The organism is Guptibacillus sedimenti (genome assembly GCF_028610665.1).
In the GTDB taxonomy this organism is placed as follows: Bacteria; Bacillota; Bacilli; order Bacillales; family Guptibacillaceae; genus Guptibacillus; species Guptibacillus sedimenti.
Genome location: NZ_JAQQWV010000008.1, coordinates 31,536 through 55,384, shown reverse-complemented (window position 1 = coordinate 55,384; position 23,849 = coordinate 31,536). Strand labels below are relative to the sequence as shown.

Here is a 23,849-nt window from a genome sequence, read left to right as displayed (position 1 = left end):
GATGTAGGGAATGGTGTTTTTAGGTACGGTTGTAAACGGATTAGCCATTATGGTTGGTGCTTTAATCGGAACAGTTAGCAGTCGAATTCCAGACAGAATGAAAACGACCATCATGCAAGGGCTTGCTCTCGTTATTACGGTGATTGGCCTTCAAATGGCTATGAAAAGTGAGCAATTCCTTATTGTGATTGGCAGTCTTGTTATTGGTGGGATGCTAGGAGAGTACTGGGATCTTGAAGGGAAACTTGCAACATTAGGTAACTGGATTGAAAAGAAAACAGGCGCTACTTCTGAGGGTAGCGTTGCCCAGGCTTTTGTTACAGCTACTCTCGTTTATGTAGTTGGTGCGATGGCGATTCTTGGTGCCCTTGATAGCGGACTGCGAAATGATCATTCGATTTTATTTACGAAGTCACTAATTGATGGTTTTACCGCAATTATGTTTACCGCCACGCTTGGTTATGGGGTGTTGTTTTCAGCTATTCCGGTTATGATTTATCAAGGATTAATCGCTTTGTTTGCTTCTCAAATTAATCAAGTCGTCCCTCAGTTCCTCCTTGATGCTTTTATTGCAGAAGTGACTTCAGCTGGAGGCATTATGATAATGGCGATTGGCCTAAACTTGCTTGGTATCATAAAAATTCGTGTGGCTAATTTTCTTCCTGCTTTATTAGTTGCTGCGATTCTTGTAACGACCTTGTATCTTTTCCCGCTACTCTTTAATTAAGTAGATTTAAAAAAGCTCATGTTTTGGCTTTGTAGCCGAAGCATGAGCTTTTTGCTATGGAAGTTGAATGAGGTCATCTCCCCAATTTGCTTTGTGTTTTTCAATTGGAACGTCTCTTCCATATGCTTCAATCGATTCGTGAAGACTGATTGCCATCACATCAGCCATTTTCATCACAAGATTTAACCTCGTATTTTGCAAGACAAAGTATTCCATAAACCCACTTACATTCACAATGCCAGTTAAGTGAATATCTCCTACTTCCGGAAGCTCCTTTTTCACGCCTGCTCCTGGCTTAACTGGTCCTTCTCCAGCAGTAATAATACCGACTGAGTGAAGTCGTCCAAGACAAGCATCAATTCCAATAATAAATGGACGAGGATGCCGCTCTGCGATTGATTCCATAACCTCATTTAAATTGACAGCATGCACAGGCGATTCAAGTGTTCCGTATATTGTAGCTTTAGGCTTTAATTGTTGCAGTTTGGTACCAACAAGCGGACCGAGTGCATCTCCTGTTGAGCGGTCAGTGCCAATACAAACAATTACGATTGAATCCGTTCTTCGTGCTGGTAAAAGTAAGGCTAGCCTCTCACTAAGCGTTTTACTAGCAAGAGTATCCTCATGATGGATTCGATACGCAGCAGGCTTTTTTTGAAAAAACTTGTCTCGAAGATTCATAGGATTCTCTCCTTTGTAATAGTAGTAACAGTATACGGAAATCTGACGTGATCTATACATATAAGATGATTTTTCAATGTATTTCACTTCGATCGTATAACGAGAAGTCCAAGGAGGGAATGCCATGTTAAGCGGTGGATTGAAATGGCTGTTTCTTATATTAGGTACGATGATTGGCGCTGGTTACGCTTCCGGCCGTGAACTTTGGCAGTTTTTTGGTCATGAAAGTGTACTTGCCATTGTATTGTTTACGATCATGTTCTCAATTTGTTGTTATGTGGTTATGAAAATTAGTTATGAAACGAAATCAACGCACTATATTCCTATTTTAGAGCGACTTGTCGGGAAAAAGTTGACGGGTATTTATGATTTGTTAATTATCTTGTATTTGTTTACGACGACGATTGTGATGTTGGCAGGTGGCGGGGCAACGATGGAAGTTGTTCATCTTCCTTATGCGTTAGGTATTGGTATTCTCGCAGTACTCGTTGTTATTTTATTCTTTTGGGATATTAATGGCATGTTATCAATGAATGCTATTATTCTTCCTCTTCTTATTATTCTACTACTTTCTGTGCTTACATTGTTTATTAATGCTAATCCATCAACGATGTTGTTTAATTGGACAAAGCAGTCAAATTGGCCTGCCGCATTCACCTTTACTGCACTTAATATTTTACCGCTCGTTGCTGTTCTTTCGGCTGTTGGCCATCAAATTAAGCATCGGGGGGAGATTTGGATTGCGAGCGTTGGAAGCGGGGTTATCCTGGGGGGTGTTTCATTTCTCTACAATCAATCGTTGATCCAAGTTGCTCATGACTTACTTGTATATGAAATCCCACTGTTTGCGATTTTGAAAAGTTACCCATACTATATGATCTTAATTATGTCTGTCTTACTATGGTTAGCCATTTACACGACTGCAGTTAGCGGTGTGTTTGGTCTTACGTCACGATTCCGCGGTGTATTAGGACTTCCTTTATGGTTCGTTGCCTTTCTCATTGTGTTGACGATGATTCCTTTTACTTCGTTTGGTTTTTCTACACTAGTTGCTTTTTTATACCCTCTCTATGGTGTGCTCAATCTCTATATTTTGGCATCTATCTTGATTTTCCCAGTTCTAAAACGGTATGATTTGTTATCATAGTACAAAAAACTGGGAGGGATGATGCTTGGATTGGTTCGAGCCAATGTGGAATTCTGCGTACGATTATTTATCCAATCGTGATCTTTGGGGAAATGTAGTCAAAAGAGGGTTTACGATTCTTGCAATTATCATTGGAACGTGGATTTTTCTGCGGATCGCAAAATCGGCCCTTGCGCAAATTTTCGCGATCCGATTGAAAAGCCCGCTTCGATTATCAGAACGGAGAGAAGCGACGCTTATCCGCTTAATTGAAAATATTTTAACCTACGTCACCTATTTTATTGCACTTGTCATGATCTTGAGCGAGTTTGAGATCGATGTTCGAACGCTTATTGCCGGAGCTGGTGTCGTTGGTTTGGCAGTTGGTTTCGGTGCTCAGAACCTCGTTCGCGACGTCATTACAGGCTTTTTTATTATTTTTGAGAAACAGTTTTCCGTCGGAGATTATGTGCGGATTTCTGGAGTGGAAGGTTTCGTGGAGGAAATAGGGTTACGTGTTACGAAAATTAAAAGTTGGACAGGAGAGCTTCATATTCTACCGAATGGTAACATAAATCAAGTGACGAATTACTCCATTCATAATAGTATTGCCGTAGTGGATGTAAACATTGCGTATGAAGAACGTATACCGGAAGCTGAAAAAGTAATCATTCACTTATTGGACGAGCTATATGAACAGTTCGATGCTATGATTGTAAAACCAGAATATCTTGGCGTGCAGAATTTAGGGCCTTCAGAAGTGGTTCTCAGAATCATCTCGGAAGTGCAGCCAATGGAGCACTGGGTCATTGGTCGAGAAATTAGAAAAGCGGTTAAGCAACGTTTTGATGAAATAGGAATTGAAATTGCTCTTCCGCGTGTCGTGATGTATCAACGTGATGAACAGGGTGAAGTGAAGGAAAAAGCATAAAGGGGGAATCCTTATGTCCGATAAAGAATTTGGCTTAAATGACGTTGTTGAAATGAAGAAAGCCCATCCGTGTGGGGAGAACCGATGGAAAGTGATTCGAATGGGAGCGGATATTCGAATTAAATGTCTTGGTTGTGATCACAGTGTAATGCTTCCACGAAAAGAGTTTTCTAAAAAGCTGAAGAAAGTCCTTGAGCATGCAGAATCTTGACCGTCCAATTTGGGCGGTCATTTTACTTACACAGAAATGGAGGACGCTTGTTTTTTTACGTTCTCATCTCTATAATTAGTAAGGTATGTCGTTTGTGTACCAGAATGAAGAAAATAGTCTAGGAATGGCTTGTTTAGCCATCTTTATTTTATAAAAATCGCCTGTTTAGGCAGATACTTTAAAGGAGTGACCGAGATGGCATTAACCACCGGTATAGTAGGGCTTCCAAATGTTGGGAAGTCAACGTTATTTAATGCAATTACACAGGCAGGAGCAGAGTCAGCGAACTATCCATTCTGTACAATCGATCCGAACGTTGGGATTGTAGAGGTCCCTGATGAGCGTCTACAAAAGCTTACTGAACTAGTAAAGCCAAAGAAAACCATCCCCACAGCATTTGAGTTTACCGATATTGCTGGAATTGTAAAAGGGGCAAGTAAAGGAGAAGGACTAGGAAACAAGTTTCTTTCTCATATTCGCCAAGTAGACGCAATCTCTCAGGTTGTTCGTTGTTTTGATGATGAGAACATTACGCACGTGTCTGGTAAAGTAGATCCTATTTCAGATATTGAAACGATTAACCTTGAGCTTATTCTTGCCGATCTTGAATCAGTTGATAAGCGGATTGCGCGCGTTCAAAAAATGGCGAAACAGAAAGACAAAGAAGCATTGGCTGAGTTTAACGTTCTTACTAAGTTGAAAGAAGCGTTTGAAGAAGAGCAGCCTGCCCGAAGTGTAGAATTAACAGAAGAAGAAGAGAAAATCGTATATGGGTATCACCTACTAACGAAAAAGCCTGTTCTTTATGTAGCAAACGTTGATGAAGATGATCTTCTAGATCCTTCAGATAACGAATATGTTGCTAAAGTTCGTGAATATGCATCAAAAGAAGGCGCTGAAGTCATTGTTGTATGTGCGAAAATCGAGTCTGAACTTGCTGAACTTGATGGAGAAGAGAAAGATGCTTTCCTTGAAGATATTGGTATTTCAGAGCCTGGTTTGAATAAATTAATTCGCGCTTCTTACGACCTTCTTGGATTAGCAACTTATTTCACAGCAGGTGAGCAAGAAGTTCGTGCGTGGACATTCCGTCTTGGTATGAAAGCTCCTCAGGCAGCAGGTATCATCCATACCGACTTTGAACGTGGCTTTATTCGTGCTGAAATTGTCGCTTATGATGACCTGGTTGAAGCTGGAACAATGGGGATCGCGAAAGAAAAAGGAAAAGTTCGTCTTGAAGGAAAAGAGTACATTGTAAAAGACGGAGACGTGATCCATTTCCGTTTTAACGTTTAAAATTTAAATCGAACTTGCTAATAAAGAATTAATTTGGTATAATCTAAAGCTGTGAGTAATTATCTTTGTATACTTACTCCTTGCTCTTAATTCCAGTTAAGAGCCGTTAGACCAAAAGGAGGTGAACGGAATGCGTAACTACGAAATTATGTACATTATCCGTCCAAACATTGAAGAGGATGCACAGAAAGCTCTTGTTGAGCGTTTTAACAACATCCTTACTGACAATGGTGCGGAAATTAATGAAACTAAAGAAATGGGTAAGAAGCGTCTTGCTTATGAAATCGAGAATTTCAACAGCGGGATCTACATGCTTCTTAACATTAACAGTAACACTGAAGCGATTGATGAATTCAGCCGTTTGATGAAAATCAACGACGATGTTCTTCGTTTCATGACGATCAACCTAGAAGAAGCTAAAAAGTAATTGTTTTATAAATAGGAGGGGTTCTGATGCTGAATCGCGTCGTATTAGTTGGACGTTTAACAAAAGACCCTGAATTGCGTTATACCCCTAGTGGCGTAGCGGTTGCGAACTTCACACTTGCTGTGAATCGCCCGTTTACGAATCAGCAGGGAGACCGCGAAGCTGATTTTATCAACATTGTTGTATGGCGCAGACAGGCAGAAAATGCAGCCAATTTCTTGAAAAAAGGCAGCCTTGCTGGTGTAGATGGACGAGTTCAGACTCGCTCTTATGATAATAGCCAGGGACAGCGTGTGTTTGTGACAGAAGTGATGGCTGAAAGCGTCCAATTTCTCGAGCCTAAAGGTTCTAACCAAGGCGGTGGCGGAAGCGGCAACAGTAGCAATTACGGTGGCGGCAACCAAAACAGAGAAACCGGCGGTTACGGGAATCAGAACCAAAATCGTGATAACAACCGTGATCACTCCAATTTTGGAGATGACCCGTTTGCGAGCGATGGCAAGCCGATCGACATTTCAGATGACGACTTGCCTTTCTAATACTCTCTGTTTCGAGCGGTGAAAGCAGAGAACGAATTTTATATGCAAAGGAGGTAACTACCCATGGCAAGACCAGGTGGACGCAGAGGTCGTCGTAAAAAGGTTTGTTTCTTCACAGTAAACAAAATCACTTACATCGACTATAAAGATGTAGATCTTCTTAAACGCTTCGTATCTGAGCGTGGAAAAATTCTTCCACGTCGTGTAACAGGTACTAGCGCTAAATACCAACGTCAATTGACTCGCGCAGTTAAACGTGCTCGTCAAATGGCTTTACTACCATACGTACTTGGTGAGTAAGGATGAAAAGCAGTAGGATGATATCCTACTGCTTTTTTCTATACAATGTTATTCTAAGATGATAACGCGATTTTGGAATAAGTGGTTTACACCCCTGCATGATGAGGGAATACAAACCTTACAAGAATCCTGTAAGGAGGAACCACAATAATGAACGTTGAAACTTCAACAGTAACACTTACCGCACCGCTTAGTATGAATTCTCTTATGGCATTCGTCAAAAAAGCAAAAACGTTTGATAGTCACGTCTCTCTCTATCGAAATGGGCATAGCATTAACGGAAAAAATTTAACGAGCGTTATTACGTTTAATCTCACCGTGAAAGAAAGCGATTCGATTCTACTTATTGCAGACGGCGAAGATGCGCAAGAAGCATCTGTGCAATTAGTCGAGTGGCTTCAAAAAGAGATGGATGGTGCGAAGGAAGAGACACTATCTCTTATGTAGTACACAAAAGGCTGTTAACGATACAGCCTTTTCTTAATGCTCACTATTCAAATTAATGAAACATTTGCTGAAACGGGCAGAAATTCTTACAATGTAGTAAGGGGATTTCGACCCGTTTTTTGTATTTCAACTAAGCAGGTTGATAAAATGAAAGAATATACTGTATGAATAAGATTCAAGTGACTAGAAGGTAGCAATAGATTATTGTGTTTCATCGGTCACTTCCGCTTACTGATCCAGCTGCAGTGACCAGTCTCTCGATCACTTCACCTTTACCTCTGAACACAAAGACCGTGTTCAAAGATAAAGGTTCCAGTGCTTGTCGAGCCTAAACGGTCACTTCCGCTTTACTGATCCAGCTGCGCGGGCCAAATCCTTCGGTTGTTTCGCCCAATCGAATGAGACAAAAAGCGTCTCAGTCTCATGGGCTCCAACATCCTACGGATTTAAGCAGGCCCGCTCCGCTTTACATTGATCCAGCTGCAGTGGGCAGCCCCTCTGTCACTTCACCTTGCAACTCGAACACAAAGATCGTGTTCAATTTGCAAGGCTCCAGTGCCTGACGGGTCTAATCGCCCACTTCCGCTTTACATTGATCCAGCTGCAGTGACCAGTCTCTCGATCACTTCACCTTTACCTCTGAACACAAAGACCGTGTTCAAAGGTAAAGGTTCCAGTGCTTGTCGAGCCTAAACGGTCACTTCCGCTTTACAAAAAGGAGAAGACTATTGAAGAATCAAGGTGTTAGGCAGTTAGTTGAAGGGGCTGCGCTTGCGGCCGTGTTTGCTGTATTGTTTCTGATTACGATTTATGTACCACTTCTAGGTTCTCTTACGCTCTGGGCTCTTCCTATCCCGTTTATACTGATGGTTGTGCGCAATGGTATGAAGAGTGGGCTAGTGATGTGGGCTGTGACGCTTGTGCTTGGGGTGTTAACGGCAGGTCTTCCTTCTCTCGTTATGACGTTTACGGTAGGGCTTGGAGGGATAACTGCTGGGTATTTATACGCAATTCGTAAGTCTGCACTTGCTGTATTGGTAGGAAGCGGGTTAGCGTATGTAGTCGGCCTTGTGCTTGCTTTTGTATCGAGTATTCTAGTGATCGGTCAAAATCCAGCTGATCTTGTTGTCGAAATGATGAATCAATCTTTTCAACAAGCAGAATCGATATATCGTTCATTAGGTTTGGACACTAGCCAGTTTAATCAACTTAAAGAGCAAATTAGTTTATTGCGCTATTTAATTCCGACAGGTTTAGTGCTCATGGGTGTTGTGATTGCACTTATTTCACAGCTACTTTCCATTCCAATTTTAAGGAGGGTAGGCAACTTTCAGCCACCCGTCTTTCAGCCAATCAGAGAATGGGCATTTCCGAAGAGTTTTTTATGGTATTATTTAGTTGTTACTATTGTTATGATGGTAGGATTAGAAGAAGGATCGGCTGTATTTGTGGCAGCCATTAATGTTTACTCTATACTCAATGCTCTGATATTTGTCCAGGGTCTTGCTGTCATTTACTTTTTTAGTCATCATAAAGGATGGCCCATCGTCGTGCCAATTCTGTTAACGTTTCTTGGCTTCGCACTAACATCATTTGTTGTTATTATTGGAATCATTGATCTTGGTTTCGAATTGCGAAGGAGAATGAAATCATAGGTAGGAGCTGAAAGTATGCCAAAGTTTTTAACGAAACGGTGGCATGGTTATCATGTGGTAGCCTTGTTCGTCATTTCCATCCTGTTTATCGGCATCATCACCTATTACAACTGGATATTAGGAATTGGGAGCGTAATAGTAATGACGCTTCTTGTTTATACAGCGATTCGAGCTGAGTCTTTATTCCAAGCTGCTCTTAGAGACTACGTTTCGACTCTGTCTCACCGCGTAAAGAAGGTGGGAGACGAGGCTCTAATGGAAATGCCATTTGGAATCTTGCTGTATGATGAGGAATATCACATCGAATGGACGAATCCTTATTTGCCTATCATGATGGAGAAAGAGCAATTGATAGGACTTTCTGTGAATGATATTTCCGAACAAATTATTCCCTTTCTAAAATCAGAGGCGAATGAAGAGATTTTAACGATTCATGATCGAAAATACAAAACGTATTTTAAGCAAGAAGAAAGATTGCTCTATTTCTTTGATGTGAGTGAAAAAGTTGAAATTCAGCGTCTTTATAATGAAGAAAAAACAGTTGTTGGGATCATTTATCTTGATAACTATGAAGAAGTCACCCAGGGTCTTGGTGACCAAGTGCGCAGTAACTTAAACAGCTCCGTCACATCGATTCTAAATAATTGGGCAGATGAACAGGGAATCTTCTTGAAGCGAAGTTCTTCTGAGAAATTCTTTGCTGTTTTAAATCAAAAAATTCTTCAAGACTTAGAAAAAAATAAGTTTTCGATTCTTGATGAAGTTCGTGAAGCGACTTCTAAGGAAAATGTTTCGATTACATTAAGTATTGGAGTTGGTAGCGGACATAGTACGCTTACCGAACTTGGTCAGTTGGCTCAATCTAGCCTTGATCTTGCGCTTGGACGCGGTGGTGATCAAGTTGCTATTAAGCAGACGACAGGAAAAGTGAAATTTTATGGTGGAAAGACAAACCCTATTGAAAAGCGAACGAGGGTAAGAGCACGAGTCATTTCCCATGCATTACGGGAGCTTGTCCTTGATAGTGACCAAGTGATTATCATGGGGCATAAAAACCCTGATATGGATTCCATTGGTGCTTCTATTGGTATTCTTAAAGTAGCCCAGGCAAATGGAAAAGAAGGTTCAATTGTTTTTGATCAAAATCAACGGACTAGCGGTGTCTCACGATTAATCGAAGAGATTGAAGGGAATGAGCAACTTTGGGCACGTTTTATCGATCCTGAAGATGCGCTTGAGAATTGTACGCCTAACACGCTTTTAGTTGTCGTCGATACGCATAAACCTTCACTTGTTATGGAAGAGCGGCTTTTGCAAAAGCTCGATCATGTCGTTGTCATTGATCACCATAGACGCGGAGAAGAGTTTATTGAAGATCCCGTTCTTGTCTACATGGAGCCCTATGCTTCTTCCACAGCGGAACTTGTTACGGAACTCTTTGAATACCAGCCAAAACGGCTTAAAATGGACATCATGGAGGCAACTGCACTTCTAGCCGGTATTATTGTGGATACGAAAAGCTTTACGCTTAGGACCGGTTCTAGAACTTTTGACGCTGCTTCTTATTTGAGGGCGCATGGTGCTGATACTGTGCTTGTTCAAGAGTTCCTTCGTGAAGACATTGCGCAGTATATTAGAAGAGCCAAAATCATAGAGAAGTCACACATTTATCGCAGTGGGATTGCGATCGCACTAGGTGAAAAGGATCAGACCTATGATCAAGTATTAATTGCTCAAGCAGCAGATACGCTTCTATCAATGAGTGGCGTAATTGCATCTTTTGTTATTTCGAAACGAAATGATGGTAAAATTAGCATAAGTGCTAGGTCGCTAGGGGAAGTGAATGTTCAGATCATTATGGAAGGCCTTAATGGTGGTGGACATTTAACGAATGCTGCGACGCAGATTGACTCAGGGTCAATTGAAGAAGCCGAAGAAATGCTTAAGGAAACAATTGATAATTATTTGGAAGGGAGCGAAGATGAATCATGAAAGTGATTTTCCTAGAAGATGTAAAAGGTAAAGGTAAAAAAGGTGAAGTTAAAAACGTAGCAGATGGATATGCTCGTAACCATCTGCTTAAGAATAATCTTGCTCTAGAAGCGAATAATGCAAATATGAAAACCCTAAAGGCGAAACAACGTAGCGACGATAAGAAAGCGCAAGAAGAGCTTGATGAAGCGAAAGCGTTGAAGGAAAAAATCGAAAGCCTTGAGGTTGAATTAGAAACAAAATCTGGTGAAGGTGGCCGTTTGTTCGGTTCCATTACAAGCAAAAATATTGCTGAAGAACTGAAAAAGCACAACATCAAAGTTGATAAGCGCAAAATTGAACTAGATGAACCAATCCGTTCCCTGGGTTACACAAATGTACCCCTTAAATTGCACCATGATGTAACAGCAACTGTTAAAGTACATGTGGTAGAGCAATAGTAGGTGATTACGGGTGGAAAATAGCGAACTGCTCAGGGGGAAAACAACATGAGTGATTTATTTGCTGATCGTACGCCACCTCAAAATATTGAAGCTGAACAAGCGGTAATCGGTGCTGTTTTCTTGGAAATCGATGCACTCACAACAGCAACAGAGGTACTGCAGCCGGAAGACTTTTACCGAGCGGCACATCAGAAGATTTTCTCTGTGATGATCGATCTCTCTGAAAAAGGAGAGCCTGTTGATCTTGTCACGGTAACTTCAGAGCTTCAGGATCTTAAGATTCTTGAGGAAATTGGCGGAGTATCTTATTTAAGTGATCTAGCTAATTCAGTCCCAACTGCTGCAAATGTTGAGTATTATTCTAAAATTGTTGAAGAGAAGTCGATCTTGAGAAGATTGATTCGCGCAGCAACAGATATAGCATCTGATGGATATGCGAAAGAGAATGAAATTGAGAATCTTCTTTCGGAAGCTGAGAAGTCAATTATGGAAGTTTCTCAGCGTAAGAATACAGGAGCCTTTATCTCGATTAAAGATGTTCTTGTCACTGCTTATGACAATATTGAAACGCTTCAGAACAATACAGAAGACATCACTGGTATCCCTACAGGGTTCTCTGAGCTTGATCGAATGACGGCAGGTTTCCAACGAAACGACTTAATCATCGTAGCTGCACGTCCTTCTGTAGGTAAAACAGCATTCGCGCTTAACATTGCTCAAAACGTTGCAACGAAAACCGATGAGAATGTCGCGATCTTTAGCCTTGAGATGGGTGCGGAACAGCTTGTGATGCGTATGCTTTGTGCAGAAGGTAATATAGATGCTCAGCGTCTTCGTACAGGTGGGTTAACAGGTGATGACTGGCAAAAGCTCACGATGGCAATGGGAAGTCTTTCGAATGCGGGAATCTATATCGATGATACACCAGGTATTCGTGTTGGTGACATTCGTGCCAAGTGCAGGCGATTGAAGCAAGAAAAAGGTCTTGGTATGATTCTGATTGACTATATGCAGCTGATACGTGGAAATGGATCTGGTGAAAACAGACAGCAGGAAGTTTCTGAGATATCGCGATCTCTAAAAGGGATTGCACGTGAGCTTGAAGTCCCTCTTATTTCGCTTTCACAGCTTTCACGTGGTGTTGAATCGAGACAGGATAAAAGACCGATGATGTCGGATATTCGTGAATCTGGAAGTATTGAGCAGGATGCAGATATCGTTGCCTTTCTTTATCGAGATGATTATTATGATAAGGAATCAGAGAATAAAAATATCATTGAAATTATTATTGCAAAGCAGCGAAATGGTCCTGTTGGAACAGTCGAGCTAGCATTTGTGAAAGAATATAATAAGTTCGTTAATTTGGAGAGGCGTCACGATGAAGGTGACATGCCACCAGGTGCTTAAAAAAGCCTCATTTTTGAGGCTTTTTTATTTATTGGGAGATTGTATTAGCGCGGCGACCTTTTATTAGATGACCAATTTTGTGCATAATAAAAGGGGCATGATTTGTTTATGTTGATGGGGAAGCAAAACTGAATAACGAACGTATTTACTTTTACTTATATAATTGTTCGGGTTTGTTGACTTATTAGGATCAAATTGGTACACTTAGCCTGGGTTTTTTAAAAAAGTAGTATGCTTCTGACAAATAATTCTAGGAAGCATCTGGAGGTGCTCAAATGCCATCAGTAGTTGTGGTAGGTACACAGTGGGGCGATGAAGGTAAAGGAAAGATTACGGATTACCTTTCGGAAAATGCAGAGGTTGTCGCTCGCTATCAGGGTGGAAACAATGCTGGACATACCATTGTATTTAATGATACGAAGTACAAACTTCACTTGATTCCATCAGGAATTTTTTATGATGATAAGATTTGTGTTATTGGAAATGGAATGGTTGTCGATCCAAAAGCCGTTCTAGAAGAACTCTCATACTTACATGAACGTAATATTAATACAGATAATTTGCGTATAAGCAATCGCGCGCATGTTATTCTTCCTTATCACTTAAAACTCGATGTCGTTGAGGAAGAATACAAAGGTGCTAATAAAATTGGAACGACGAAAAAAGGAATCGGTCCAGCATATATGGATAAAGCAGCAAGAGTTGGTATCCGTATTTGTGATTTACTTGATCGTGAAGTTTTTGAAGAAAAATTAGAACGTAACCTTACAGATAAAAACCGCCTTCTTGAAAAAATGTATGAAGTAGAAGGTTTCAAAAAAGAGGATATTCTAGAAGAATACTATGAGTATGGTCAACAGATCGCAAAATATGTTGTAGATACTTCAGTCGTTCTTAATGATGCAATTGATGAAGGACGTCGTGTTCTTTTCGAAGGCGCTCAGGGCGTTATGCTCGACATTGATCAGGGTACTTATCCGTTTGTTACATCATCTAACCCAATCGCTGGTGGCGTTACGATTGGATCTGGAGTAGGACCGAGCAAAATCAATCATGTTGTAGGTGTTTCAAAAGCCTATACAACAAGAGTTGGAGATGGCCCTTTCCCTACTGAGCTTCATGACGAAGTTGGCGATCAAATTCGTGAAGTAGGAAATGAATATGGAACAACAACGGGACGTCCTCGTCGTGTTGGTTGGTTCGATAGCGTTGTTGTCCGTCATGCGCGTCGCGTGAGTGGCATTACAGACCTTTCTCTGAACTCAATTGATGTATTAACTGGAATTGAAACGCTTAAAATTTGTACAGCTTATAAGTACAAAGGCGAAATTATTGAAGAATTTCCTGCTAGCCTTAAAGTATTGGCTGAATGCGAGCCAGTTTATGAAGAAATGCCTGGCTGGAAAGAAGATATTACGGGTGTTAAGAACTTAGGAGAGCTACCTCCTAATGCACGTCATTATATTGAGCGCGTATCACAACTTACTGGCATTCCATTGTCGATCTTCTCCGTTGGACCTGATCGCAATCAAACAAATATGATTCGTGGCGTTTTTGCTTAATGAACAGAGCTGACAGCTTAAAACTGTCAGCTTTTTTTAGGGTTTAAATGTTGGAAAATTCTGCAGAAAAACAAATTTTATGGTAAACTTAATCTATTAAAATCGGTGACCTTTAATGAGGTGTGCATATGAGTCGTAATAAAAGGCAGGTTTTTCGTCAGCAACTTGACGTTCCATTTGCAGCAAGAATGAGAGTTATTGAAAAAGAATCACCTGTCGCTCCAGAATTTAATCATAAAATATATATCCATGATATTGGACTCGAAGGTATTGGTTTTTCAGTAGATCTAGAAGTACCAATGCATACGGATATGGAATTCTCAATCAAATTAAACGATGAACCATTCCGAATTAGAGGTGAAGTCGTATGGGGGAAACCCAACGATCCTAACGACCCAAATACGAGAGCAAGAAACTTCTTCGGTGTAAAATTTTATCTCAAAACGGAAAAGGAGTCATCTTTGATTTTCCAAGAGGTTAATCGTTTTGCGATTAAACGTCATCGTCGTAAACAAGAAATCCGTGAAATGATGAAAGAGCGATTAAATAAACAGGCAAAGGGGTAAAGTAAGAGTAAATCAACTTGCTCCATGACTGTTTTTTTATTTTATTTTGAAGATCGCTTGCTTTTTATGAATTCCAATGATATGATGAATCTTGTCGTCGTTACAAGATATTTATGACGAGCCATTAGCTCAGTTGGTAGAGCATCTGACTTTTAATCAGAGGGTCGAAGGTTCGAGTCCTTCATGGCTCACCATTTTCTTTCTTTAGATGGAAATGATACATATAGAGGAAGAAACAGTGCACAGCATAATGAAGCATGTGTAGCATATTTACACTCATATCGTCGCGGGGTGGAGCAGTTCGGTAGCTCGTTGGGCTCATAACCCAAAGGTCGCAGGTTCAAATCCTGCCCCCGCAACCAATACTAAATTCTGACTACGTCGAATTTACTTCTACGTTTTTGGGACAACCTAAACTCACAGCTATATATAACTTCTTTCTAACATAAGTGAGCTAAACACAATCATAACTTGGTCTCGTGGTGTAGCGGTTAACATGCCTGCCTGTCACGCAGGAGATCGCGGGTTCGATTCCCGTCGAGACCGCCATTTAATCTATTAAATGGCAATAGTAAAACTTACTAGACATTATCTCAATGGCTCTGTAGCTCAGTCGGTAGAGCAGTGGACTGAAAATCCACGTGTCGGCGGTTCGATTCCGTCCGGAGCCACCATAGTTCTCAATTAACAACGTACATATATCGCATATCTCTCTTTGAGGGATATGCGTTTTTTGTTGAGGAATTTTCGTAATGTGCTCTCTTGATCAATTCTTGTGGTAACTCATGAATAACCTTCCAGTTTATTACCATCACTTGCCACGATCGTGACGAAAAGACTACATTTTTATTACAAGTTGAGTACTTGTACCCATGTGACTTCCTATTTATGATAAAGTGCGAAACGTGAGTAAAAAAGATAGTTTCAGCTATTGCAGGAGGAAGTCGCATGAAAAGAATGAATGTACGTCGTTTCTTACAACTTTCCATTATTGTTACAAGTTTCAGTTCGCTTCTTTGGATCGAACCAGTCGGAGCGTCTGTTCATAATTTAATGAAACCTGTTTATCATGTTTATATAGATGGAGAAAATATCGGAACGGTTGATAATCGAGCGGTATTAGACAAAAACATAGAAGAACTGAAGGATGAAAAAGATATCGATGGTATTGAGCTCTCAGTTGAGAATGATGTTGAAGTCGTAACCGAACGACTTTTTAAACCGCCTTATGATAACAAGGAAGCTCTTGAACAACTAGAAGAGGAAATCACGTTTATTGGAGAAGGCCACTCCCTTTCGTTTCATGACGAACAGGTTGGAAGCTTTTCGAGTGAAAAAGAAGCCATGGATGCTCTTTGGAGCTATGCTAAACCTTTTCTTTCTGATGAAAAAGTAAAAGAAATTGAGAAGACGGTTAAAAGCATGGAAGATTCAGAAGAAGAGTTTCATCCTGTTGAAGCGGTAGACTTCTCTAGTCCCTTCGAAATTGAAAAGGTAGAGGTTCATCCGAATGACATTGTGTCTAAAGAAAAAGGTGTTTCGCTCTTGGCTAATGGCTTTAAGGAAGAGATGGAATACGAAGTAGAAAAAAATCAATCGCTTAACGAAATTGCAGAAGAGTTTAAAATGAAGAAAGAAGAACTGTTGGATCGAAATAATCTTTCGAATGATGATGAAATTAAGAAAGGCGATCAACTGAAGGTTCTTCAGGAAAAAGAGTTTGCGACTGTTTTGGAAACGATCGAAGTCGAGAAATTAGAAGAAATCGATTTTGAAGTGATTAAGAAAAAAAGTAGTAAACTTCTTAAAGGCGAAGAGAAAGTAAAGCAAGATGGAGAAAAAGGAAAGAAGCTTGTTACATATTCCAAGGAATATGAGAATGGGCAGGTAGTCGAGGAAGATGTTGTGAAAGAGGATGTAACGAAAAAACCTATTTCTAAAGAAATAGTGATTGGAACGAAAGAAATTTCCTCTAAAGGAACGGGTACATTTGGATGGCCAGCTGTCGGAGGTACAATTACTAGTAAACAGGGAGAACGCTGGGGTTCTTATCATAAAGGAATCGATATTGCTGGTGTGACAGATAAAACCATTAAAACTGTTGATAATGGAAAGGTTACAGCCGCAGGTACGAGAAGTGGTTATGGAAAACAGGTAACGGTTAGTCATAACAATGGAATGAAGACAACCTATTCTCATCTAGCATCAATCTCTGTCACAAAAGGTGATAAGGTACAAAAAGGTGATAAAATTGGTGTAATGGGAACAACAGGGAAGTCGACCGGAGTCCACCTTCATTTTGAAGTCTATAAAAATGGTGAGTTAGAAAATCCGATGGATTACTTAAAGAAATAAAGAGATGAGCCTTCAGTGAGAGCTGAAGGTTTCTTTTATATAGGTAAGCTAGTGTTTTTGAGCGATCTATAGAAGGCGAAGCGTTTCTCTTAAAGAAGTTAAGGGAAGAGCTGTAGGGAAGATCGTAATAAAACCTACATAATATGATAAAATAGACGAAAGTATGCATGTTTCATATCAACGGTAAATTGATATTGTCATATCAAAGAAGGAGCGTTCATAATGGACAAGAAAATTCTTGTTGTAGATGATGAAAAACCAATTGCGGATATTCTGCAATTTAACCTTGAGAAGGAAGGCTTTACAGTTGTTTGCGCTTACGATGGAGATGAGGCTATTGCTAAAGTTGAGGAAGAGAATCCTGATATGATTCTTTTGGATATTATGTTGCCTCAGCGTGATGGCATGGAAGTTTGCCGAGAAGTTCGTAAAAAATATGAAATGCCGATTATTATGCTTACCGCAAAGGATTCCGAAATTGATAAGGTGTTAGGACTTGAACTTGGCGCGGATGACTATGTGACGAAGCCTTTTAGCACAAGAGAACTGATTGCTCGAGTGAAGGCGAATTTGCGCCGTCGTCAGCAGGAGCCTGAGAAAGAGTCTTCTCCAAATTCTCTTATTAAGGTAGGGGCGCTAACGATTCATCCAGATGCTTATCTTGTTACAAAGCGCGAGGAATCGATTGAATTGACGCACCGAGAGTTTGAACTGCTGCATTATTTATCGAAGCACATCGGACAAGTGATGACGCGTGAACACTTATTACAGACCGTATGGGGTTATGATTATTTCGGTGATGTAAGAACAGTTGACGTAACGGTACGTCGTTTGCGCGAGAAAGTAGAAGATAATCCAAGCCACCCGACATGGATTATTACAAGACGTGGTGTGGGGTACTATATGCGTGAACCGGAACAGGAGCAGTAAACTTTAGATGGGAAAGGTCGGTTTTTTTAAGTCCATCCATTTTAAGTTTGCAATTGTGTATGTTCTCCTCATTTTAGTTGCGATTCAGTTTATTTCTGTTTATTTTAATGACAAATTAGAAGATCAGTTTCAGCAGAACTATATGAGTTCAATTCGAGACCGTGCTGAGCTCCTGGCTGATAATGTGTCTGATCAGGTGAATAGTAAGAGTGATGAAGAAGAAAATACGATTACAAGCTTAATAAGAAATTTTAGGCAAAATGAAATTCGCCAAATTCTCGTTGTTAATTCATTAGGGCAGGTAGTCGGGACGCTTAATGATGACGGTCTTGAAGGAACACGCGCAACAAACGATTATGTGACTAGTGCTTTAAATGGCGTGTCAAAGGAAAACATTTTGATCGACAGTGAAGGAGAACGTTTTTTTGCTTATAGTTATCCTATAAAGGGCGAAACCAATACAACTGTCGGCGCAGTCTACATTCAAGCAAATATGAATCAAGTCTTTGAACAGGCAGATGAAGTGAATAGCTTATTGGCTCAATCCGCTCTCATCGCATTAGTGTTAACTGGGCTACTTGGCATTATTATTTCTCGTACAATTACAAGGCCAATTTCGGATATGCGAAGACAAGCGCTTGTCATGGCACGTGGAGATTTCACCAGAAAAGTAAAAGTATATGGTGAAGATGAGATCGGACAACTTGCTCTAGCTTTCAATGATTTAACACGTAGACTTCAAGAGGCTAATGCCATAACGGAGGGTGAGCGTCGTAAGCTTACATCTGTTCTTGCTTATATGACAGATGGCGTTATTGCTACAGATCGAGAAGGTATGATTATTTTAATGAATGATCGTGCAGAAGAAATGATGAGCGTTTCACGTGAAACGGTCCTTGGAACATCTTTGAATAAAATTCTCCAGTTTTCAGAAGAAAAAACGTGGGATGATGTCTACAACGGACCAGATTCAATGATTCTTGATTTAAGTGATGACCATCAAACGTTTATCTTACGCGTTAATTTTTCAATTATCCATAAAGAAGATGGTCCTATTAACGGGTTAATTGCTGTTCTCCATGATATTACTGAACAAGAACAGCTTGAACAGGAGCGTCGTGAGTTCGTTGTCAATGTGTCACACGAGCTACGCACGCCACTTACAACGATGAGAAGTTATCTCGAAGCTCTTCAAGAAGGGGCGCTCCAGGATCCTGAGATTGCACCTCGCTTCTTAAGTGTGACGCAAAATGAAACGGAACGAATGATTCGATTAGTGAATGATCTTCTGCAATTATCTAAAATGGATAAAAAGGAATATCGTCTAGAGTTCACGGAAGTTGATTTTGTCGAAATGTTTGATCATGTCCTAGATCGATTTGAAATGTCAAAGCGGGATAATATTAACATCGTCAGACAGCTTCCTCGCGTCGCAATTTATACGAAAGTCGATCAAGATAAAATGACACAAGTGTTGGATAACATCCTATCCAATGCGATTAAGTATTCACCTGATGGCGGTACGATCACTGCGCGATGCTGGACGATTGGTAAGAAGATCCGGATTAGCATTAGTGATGAAGGTGTAGGGATTCCGAAGAATAATCTTTCAAAAATATTTGATCGGTTCTACCGCGTCGATAAAGCCCGTTCTAGGCAGATCGGGGGAACTGGGCTTGGTTTGGCTATTGCCAAGGAAATGATCCATGCACATCATGGGGACATCTGGGCAGAGAGTAAGTGGGGACAAGGAACAACGATCTACTTTACTCTCCCTTATAAACGAATAAGGGAGGTTGAGGACAAGTGAGAATGACAAAGAAGCAGTTTGAGAATTTTAAAACAATCTTATTGAACGTCCTTGTTCTAACTAGTTTATTTCTCACCTGGCAGATCTGGACGTTCGAACCTGAGTATGAGAAAGAAGCAGCACCAACAGAAGCAAGTCCTGTTGGTATTCAGGAAGTGAATATTAGTGATGTGGTGAAGCCAAATCAGCTCGTTTATCATATTGATAATCAGCACTTTACTTCCTTTAATTTCAACACCATTAATGAATTTTATAATGAATTTATTTCTGGAATTAAAATTAAATCCTTTACGGTGGAAAATGATATGGAAGATTTAGAGGGAAGAGGGGATAGCGTTGAGCTTATTTTCCCTACCTTGCTTTCAAATGATGTGTTAAAAAAATTAGTGAGTATATCAAAAGACGATATTCCTCTTTCGACGTTTGATCGTATTATTATTCCTTCAATTGCATCTGGTAAAAATAACGAGATCATTCTTCTCAACACATCGAGTCAAGTTGGCATGCGTGCCACGATTGAGGCTTCTAGTAAAATGAAAGAATGGTATGCAAACGTCTTCTCTTCCTTCGATATTACGAGTAATGAAGCAGAAGAAATGGAGATGGCCCGAGCTAATGAACTTCAAGTTTCTGATAAATCTCCCATTTTTTATTTACCGATTCAAGGTCAGTCGATTGCTTCATTTGGAGGAAGTACAGACGAACTAGCAAATGAAGAAGATTTTAAAGAAGCGCTTTTCCCTGAACAAGATACGGTTGAAAAGAACACGTTTAACAACATTTCAGATCTTTATACAGATGGAAGCCGTGATTTAACGTTTAATTACGATAATGAATACATGGTTTTTAAAAATCCACCATCAACGTCAAGTCAATTTGACGCAAATGAATCACCTATTCTTGATGCGTATGGCTTTATTAACAAACATTTTGGCTTTCGTGTAACTGATTTAAACGATGATAAGTATGTGCTGAGCGAATGGGTTACATCTTCTCAGAAAAATACAGATCAAATCACTTTCCGTCTTTATACAGAAGGTTATCCGGTTTATAGTTCTTCTACAGAAGATTTAGATGAAGTTAACGTGACATTAGAAAATAATGACGTTAGTACGTACAAGCGGATGTTGAAAATTATCCAATACACGAAGGAAATTAGTGAACGTCAGCTGCCAGGTTATGAAGATGTTGAGGCCCTACTTGAAGAAGGAAGCTTTAAAACAAGTGAGATACAAAACATGACAGTTGGTTATACAATTGATCGTTCAGCAAATCAGCCATATGACTTTTCGCTTATACCCCAATGGTTTGTTAAATTGAATGGTACCTGGACACCGCTGCAATCTACTAGCAATGCACTGGGAGGGGAAGAAGTTGGATTGGAATAGAACGAAAACGATATTAATCTTAACCTTCCTAGTGTTTAATATCTTTCTCGCAAGTGATTTATTTAAAAAGCAAACGGAATTAAGTGAAATTGAACAACAGAAACAGGTTACGATTGAAGATCAGCTAAAAAATCTAAACGTAACGTATGAAAAGAACCTTCCTGTGCAATCAGAAAAAATGTCTTTTATTAGTGGAGATGTTCATGAATTTACAGAGGAAGAAGAAAAAACGTTAGAAGAAGGAACGAGTCAGGATATTACACTTGATGGAGAAAAATTAGTTTCAACGCTTAAGAAGCCTTTTCCTATAAGTGATCCAACAGAGCCTTCTGCTTTTTCGATCTTTCTGGAAACGTATGTTTACGAAGGTGGGAAGTATCAATATTACGGTCCTGCTGAAAACAACCCAAATATTAAGTATTTCGTAGAAACGTTTGAGGATCGCCCGATATATAGTCAAGAATCAGGCATGTTGATTGTAACACTTAAGGACGATAAAGTTGTTTCTTATACACAAACTTATTTAAGTCTTCAGAAAATAGGCAAAGAACGTAAAATTGATCCTGCTTCTGAAACGATTGGCCTTTTATTAAACCAACAAGATATTGGTTTAAATGATGAAGTTGAAAATATGTCGATTGGTTATTATACAACTGTCGCAAACGAAGATGAGCGAGATACATTTGTTTTTGTTCCAACGTGGCAAGTTGTTGTATCGAATAAAAAGAATGATGATCCAGAAAAAAATTATTACGTTAATGCGATAGAAAAAACAGTGTTTAGTGATACCGAAGAAAGTATTGAAAGTGAACAGGATGAGAAGGAATCAGATGCCAGCGATCAGCCTGATCCTTCAAAGCCGAAGACAGGTACAAGCGATGAGTAGGAGAGGAACGTTATATGTCTCTTGAATTTAGTGTGCTTGCAAGTGGAAGCACAGGTAATGCCATTTATGTTGGTACAGAGAAGCACAAGCTTCTAGTCGATGCCGGATTAAGTGGAAAGAAACTTGAAGAACTATTCGCGAAAGCCCATCTTGATCCAAAAGATCTGGATGGGTTGCTTGTGACGCACGAACATAGCGATCACATTAAAGGTCTTGGTATTTTCGCCAGACGCTACAAACTTCCCATTTATGCCAATGCAAAAACATGGGATGCAATGTCAGGATTAATTGGGGAAATACCTGTGGAGCAAAAGTTTCATTTCGATATGGATACAATCAAAACTTTCGATGATCTGGATGTTGAATCATTTGGTGTGTCACATGATGCAGCTGAGCCGATGTTTTATGCCTTTCATCACGAAGGCAAGAAGTTGAGTATTGCAACTGACCTTGGATACGTAAGTGATCGCATTAAAGGAACGATTCGTAATTCAGATATGCTTGTGTTTGAGTCAAATCATGACATTAACATGTTAATGATGGGGCGCTATCCATGGAACGTGAAGAGACGTATTCTAGGCGATATGGGGCACGTTTCAAATGAAGATGCTGCGGCAGCCTTATCGGACATTATTGGTGATCAAACAAAGCGTATTTATTTAGCCCATTTAAGTAAAGATAATAACATGAAAGACCTGGCAAGACTTTCTGTCCAACAAACTCTTGAACAAAATGGTTTTGCAGTAGGAGAACAGGTTGCGTTATATGATACAGACCCTGCTTCCCCTACCGTTCTAACAAAATTATAAATTCGTAGAGAAGAGTTTTGGTGAACGAAATTGGTCTTAAAGGTCTCCTTTTTTAATTGAAAGGATTGGTGAACACTTTGGGCTATTATGATGGCGATGAAAACAACCGACCAATGCGGCAGAAAGGGAACCGCGGCGGAGCATTTGTGGCGGGATTAGTTGGTGCGATCCTCGGTGCACTGCTCATTCTATTTACGGTTCCTGCTCTATCAGACGTAGGGGTACTACCTGATATTGCTCCTCCTCAAGAAGAGGAAGCGGAATCAGAAGCTGAACAGCAACCGATTACGAAGAACCTTAGCATTGATGTAACAAATGATATTACTTCAGCGGTACAGAATGTAGGGGAAGCGGTAGTAGGTGTTATTAATCTGCAGAAAACCGATTTTTGGGCAGAAGATTACGGAGAAGCTGGAGCGGGATCAGGTGTTATCTACAAAAAAGAGGGTAAAGATGCTTTTGTTGTAACGAATAATCACGTAGTAGAAGGTGCGGGGCAGCTTGAGGTGAGTTTAAACGCCGAGAAACGCGTTTCAGCAGAGCTTATAGGCACTGACCCTCTGATGGACCTGGCGGTGCTTAAAATCCCTTCTGAGGCGGTTACAATGGTTGCAGAGTTCGGCGATTCTGATACGTTAAAGCCAGGTGAGCCAGCTATTGCGATCGGTAACCCTTTAGGCTTCTTAGAAGGAACGGTAACGCAGGGGATAATCAGTAATCCGGAGCGATCCTTTCCAGTAGATACAGATCAAAACGGGACGATTGATTGGAATGCAGATGTTATTCAAACAGATGCATCGATTAATCCTGGAAATAGTGGTGGAGCGTTAATTAACATTTCAGGTCAACTTGTAGGAATTAACTCTATGAAGATTGCCCAATCAAGCGTAGAAGGAATCGGATTTTCAATTCCCATCAATATTGCTGAACCAATTATTAACGATCTTGAATCGTACGGTGAAGTAAGAAGACCAGAGATTGGAATCGGAACAAAATCACTATCTGAAATTCCAACTTACCATTGGAGCGAGTCTCTCAAGCTTCCTGATAAGGTCGATTATGGCGTTGTGGTGATGAGCGTATTTCCAACATCATCTGGAGAAATTGCGGGTCTAAAAGAGTTAGATGTGATTACAGCGATGGATGGGAATAAGATTAAGAATTCCATTGATCTACGTAAGTTTCTTTACACGAAGAAAGAAATTGGCGATCGCGTGAAATTAACGATCTATCGTGAAGGAACTAAGCAAGAGGTTGAAGTTACGCTAGCTGAGCAGCAGCATTCGTAATCATAACAGGGGAGGAAACTCTCCTGTTTCCTTTTGGAAAAACCCCTTAGCAACGATGTGGTTAGAAAGGAG

The 23,849-nt window shown here is 40.2% G+C and carries 23 protein-coding genes and 4 tRNA genes; 26 read left to right on the top strand and 1 reads right to left on the bottom strand.

Features of this window, described 5'->3' with window-relative positions; all coding sequences use genetic code 11:
* Window positions 1–10: 10 nt before the first annotated feature.
* Window positions 11–727, top strand: a complete 717-nt coding sequence (locus tag PQ578_RS20180; protein WP_273836381.1) for a DUF554 domain-containing protein — start codon at window positions 11–13, stop codon at window positions 725–727.
* Window positions 728–781: 54 nt separating this feature from the next.
* On the opposite strand, the gene yyaC is transcribed toward PQ578_RS20180, so the two are convergent.
* Window positions 782–1,408 (bottom strand): spore protease YyaC, encoded by a 627-nt coding sequence (yyaC, locus tag PQ578_RS20175; protein WP_098445613.1) that lies wholly within the window; start codon window positions 1,406–1,408, stop codon window positions 782–784.
* Between the two features lie 124 nt (window positions 1,409–1,532).
* On the opposite strand from yyaC, the gene PQ578_RS20170 reads away from it, so the two are divergent.
* From PQ578_RS20170 to PQ578_RS20050, 25 genes are all read left to right on the top strand, one after another.
* Window positions 1,533–2,555: a YkvI family membrane protein gene (locus tag PQ578_RS20170; RefSeq protein WP_098445612.1), complete on the top strand. Its 1,023-nt coding sequence runs from the start codon at window positions 1,533–1,535 to the stop codon at window positions 2,553–2,555.
* Between the two features lie 25 nt (window positions 2,556–2,580).
* Window positions 2,581–3,465: a mechanosensitive ion channel family protein gene (locus PQ578_RS20165; protein ID WP_273836379.1), complete on the top strand. Its 885-nt coding sequence runs from the start codon at window positions 2,581–2,583 to the stop codon at window positions 3,463–3,465.
* A gap of 13 nt (window positions 3,466–3,478) precedes the next feature.
* Window positions 3,479–3,676, top strand: coding sequence for a DUF951 domain-containing protein (locus tag PQ578_RS20160; RefSeq protein WP_098445611.1), 198 nt, complete (start codon window positions 3,479–3,481; stop codon window positions 3,674–3,676).
* Between the two features lie 195 nt (window positions 3,677–3,871).
* Window positions 3,872–4,972, top strand: a complete 1,101-nt coding sequence (gene ychF, locus PQ578_RS20155) for a redox-regulated ATPase YchF (RefSeq protein WP_273836378.1) — start codon at window positions 3,872–3,874, stop codon at window positions 4,970–4,972.
* A gap of 130 nt (window positions 4,973–5,102) precedes the next feature.
* Window positions 5,103–5,399 carry a 30S ribosomal protein S6 gene (rpsF, locus tag PQ578_RS20150; protein WP_224591209.1) on the top strand — a complete coding sequence of 99 codons (297 nt, stop codon included), beginning with the start codon at window positions 5,103–5,105 and terminating at the stop codon, window positions 5,397–5,399.
* Between the two features lie 26 nt (window positions 5,400–5,425).
* On the top strand, window positions 5,426–5,938 hold the full coding sequence (ssb, locus tag PQ578_RS20145; protein ID WP_098445609.1) for a single-stranded DNA-binding protein: 513 nt from the start codon (window positions 5,426–5,428) through the stop codon (window positions 5,936–5,938).
* A gap of 63 nt (window positions 5,939–6,001) precedes the next feature.
* Entirely contained in the window at window positions 6,002–6,238 is a 237-nt protein-coding gene (gene rpsR, locus PQ578_RS20140) for a 30S ribosomal protein S18 (RefSeq protein WP_098445608.1), read from the top strand.
* A 150-nt stretch (window positions 6,239–6,388) separates the two neighbouring features.
* The gene (locus PQ578_RS20135) at window positions 6,389–6,685 is read left to right on the top strand and encodes an HPr family phosphocarrier protein (protein WP_273836377.1); all 297 of its coding nucleotides are present in this window, start codon (window positions 6,389–6,391) and stop codon (window positions 6,683–6,685) included.
* Between the two features lie 728 nt (window positions 6,686–7,413).
* Window positions 7,414–8,340, top strand: coding sequence for a YybS family protein (locus PQ578_RS20130; RefSeq protein ID WP_273836376.1), 927 nt, complete (start codon window positions 7,414–7,416; stop codon window positions 8,338–8,340).
* Window positions 8,341–8,355: 15 nt separating this feature from the next.
* Window positions 8,356–10,332, top strand: coding sequence for a DHH family phosphoesterase (locus tag PQ578_RS20125; RefSeq protein ID WP_273836375.1), 1,977 nt, complete (start codon window positions 8,356–8,358; stop codon window positions 10,330–10,332).
* A complete protein-coding gene (rplI, locus tag PQ578_RS20120) occupies window positions 10,329–10,772 on the top strand; it encodes a 50S ribosomal protein L9 (protein WP_159786940.1) in 444 nt (147 codons plus the stop codon). The genes PQ578_RS20125 and rplI overlap by 4 nt, the downstream gene beginning before the upstream one ends.
* A gap of 48 nt (window positions 10,773–10,820) precedes the next feature.
* Entirely contained in the window at window positions 10,821–12,182 is a 1,362-nt protein-coding gene (gene dnaB, locus PQ578_RS20115) for a replicative DNA helicase (protein WP_098445603.1), read from the top strand.
* A 275-nt stretch (window positions 12,183–12,457) separates the two neighbouring features.
* Window positions 12,458–13,744 (top strand): adenylosuccinate synthase, encoded by a 1,287-nt coding sequence (locus tag PQ578_RS20110; RefSeq protein WP_165998994.1) that lies wholly within the window; start codon window positions 12,458–12,460, stop codon window positions 13,742–13,744.
* Between the two features lie 128 nt (window positions 13,745–13,872).
* A complete protein-coding gene (locus PQ578_RS20105; RefSeq protein WP_273836374.1) occupies window positions 13,873–14,310 on the top strand; it encodes a PilZ domain-containing protein in 438 nt (145 codons plus the stop codon).
* A gap of 118 nt (window positions 14,311–14,428) precedes the next feature.
* Window positions 14,429–14,504 (top strand) — tRNA-Lys (locus tag PQ578_RS20100).
* Window positions 14,505–14,595: 91 nt separating this feature from the next.
* Window positions 14,596–14,672, top strand: a tRNA-Met gene (locus PQ578_RS20095).
* Between the two features lie 111 nt (window positions 14,673–14,783).
* Window positions 14,784–14,859: transfer RNA gene (locus PQ578_RS20090), tRNA-Asp, on the top strand.
* Between the two features lie 49 nt (window positions 14,860–14,908).
* Window positions 14,909–14,984, top strand: a tRNA-Phe gene (locus tag PQ578_RS20085).
* 274 nt (window positions 14,985–15,258) lie between these two features.
* Window positions 15,259–16,665 (top strand): peptidoglycan DD-metalloendopeptidase family protein, encoded by a 1,407-nt coding sequence (locus PQ578_RS20080; RefSeq protein WP_273836373.1) that lies wholly within the window; start codon window positions 15,259–15,261, stop codon window positions 16,663–16,665.
* 222 nt (window positions 16,666–16,887) lie between these two features.
* Entirely contained in the window at window positions 16,888–17,595 is a 708-nt protein-coding gene (gene yycF / locus PQ578_RS20075; RefSeq protein WP_098445599.1) for a response regulator YycF, read from the top strand.
* 7 nt (window positions 17,596–17,602) lie between these two features.
* A complete protein-coding gene (walK, locus tag PQ578_RS20070) occupies window positions 17,603–19,405 on the top strand; it encodes a cell wall metabolism sensor histidine kinase WalK (RefSeq protein WP_098445598.1) in 1,803 nt (600 codons plus the stop codon).
* A 2-nt stretch (window positions 19,406–19,407) separates the two neighbouring features.
* Window positions 19,408–20,793, top strand: coding sequence for a YycH family regulatory protein (locus PQ578_RS20065; protein ID WP_273836408.1), 1,386 nt, complete (start codon window positions 19,408–19,410; stop codon window positions 20,791–20,793).
* Window positions 20,780–21,679 carry a two-component system regulatory protein YycI gene (locus PQ578_RS20060; protein WP_273836371.1) on the top strand — a complete coding sequence of 300 codons (900 nt, stop codon included), beginning with the start codon at window positions 20,780–20,782 and terminating at the stop codon, window positions 21,677–21,679. The genes PQ578_RS20065 and PQ578_RS20060 overlap by 14 nt, the downstream gene beginning before the upstream one ends.
* Window positions 21,680–21,693: 14 nt before the next feature.
* Window positions 21,694–22,488 (top strand): MBL fold metallo-hydrolase, encoded by a 795-nt coding sequence (locus PQ578_RS20055; protein ID WP_273836369.1) that lies wholly within the window; start codon window positions 21,694–21,696, stop codon window positions 22,486–22,488.
* Between the two features lie 77 nt (window positions 22,489–22,565).
* Window positions 22,566–23,777 carry a S1C family serine protease gene (locus PQ578_RS20050; RefSeq protein ID WP_420541605.1) on the top strand — a complete coding sequence of 404 codons (1,212 nt, stop codon included), beginning with the start codon at window positions 22,566–22,568 and terminating at the stop codon, window positions 23,775–23,777.
* Window positions 23,778–23,849: the final 72 nt, after the last annotated feature.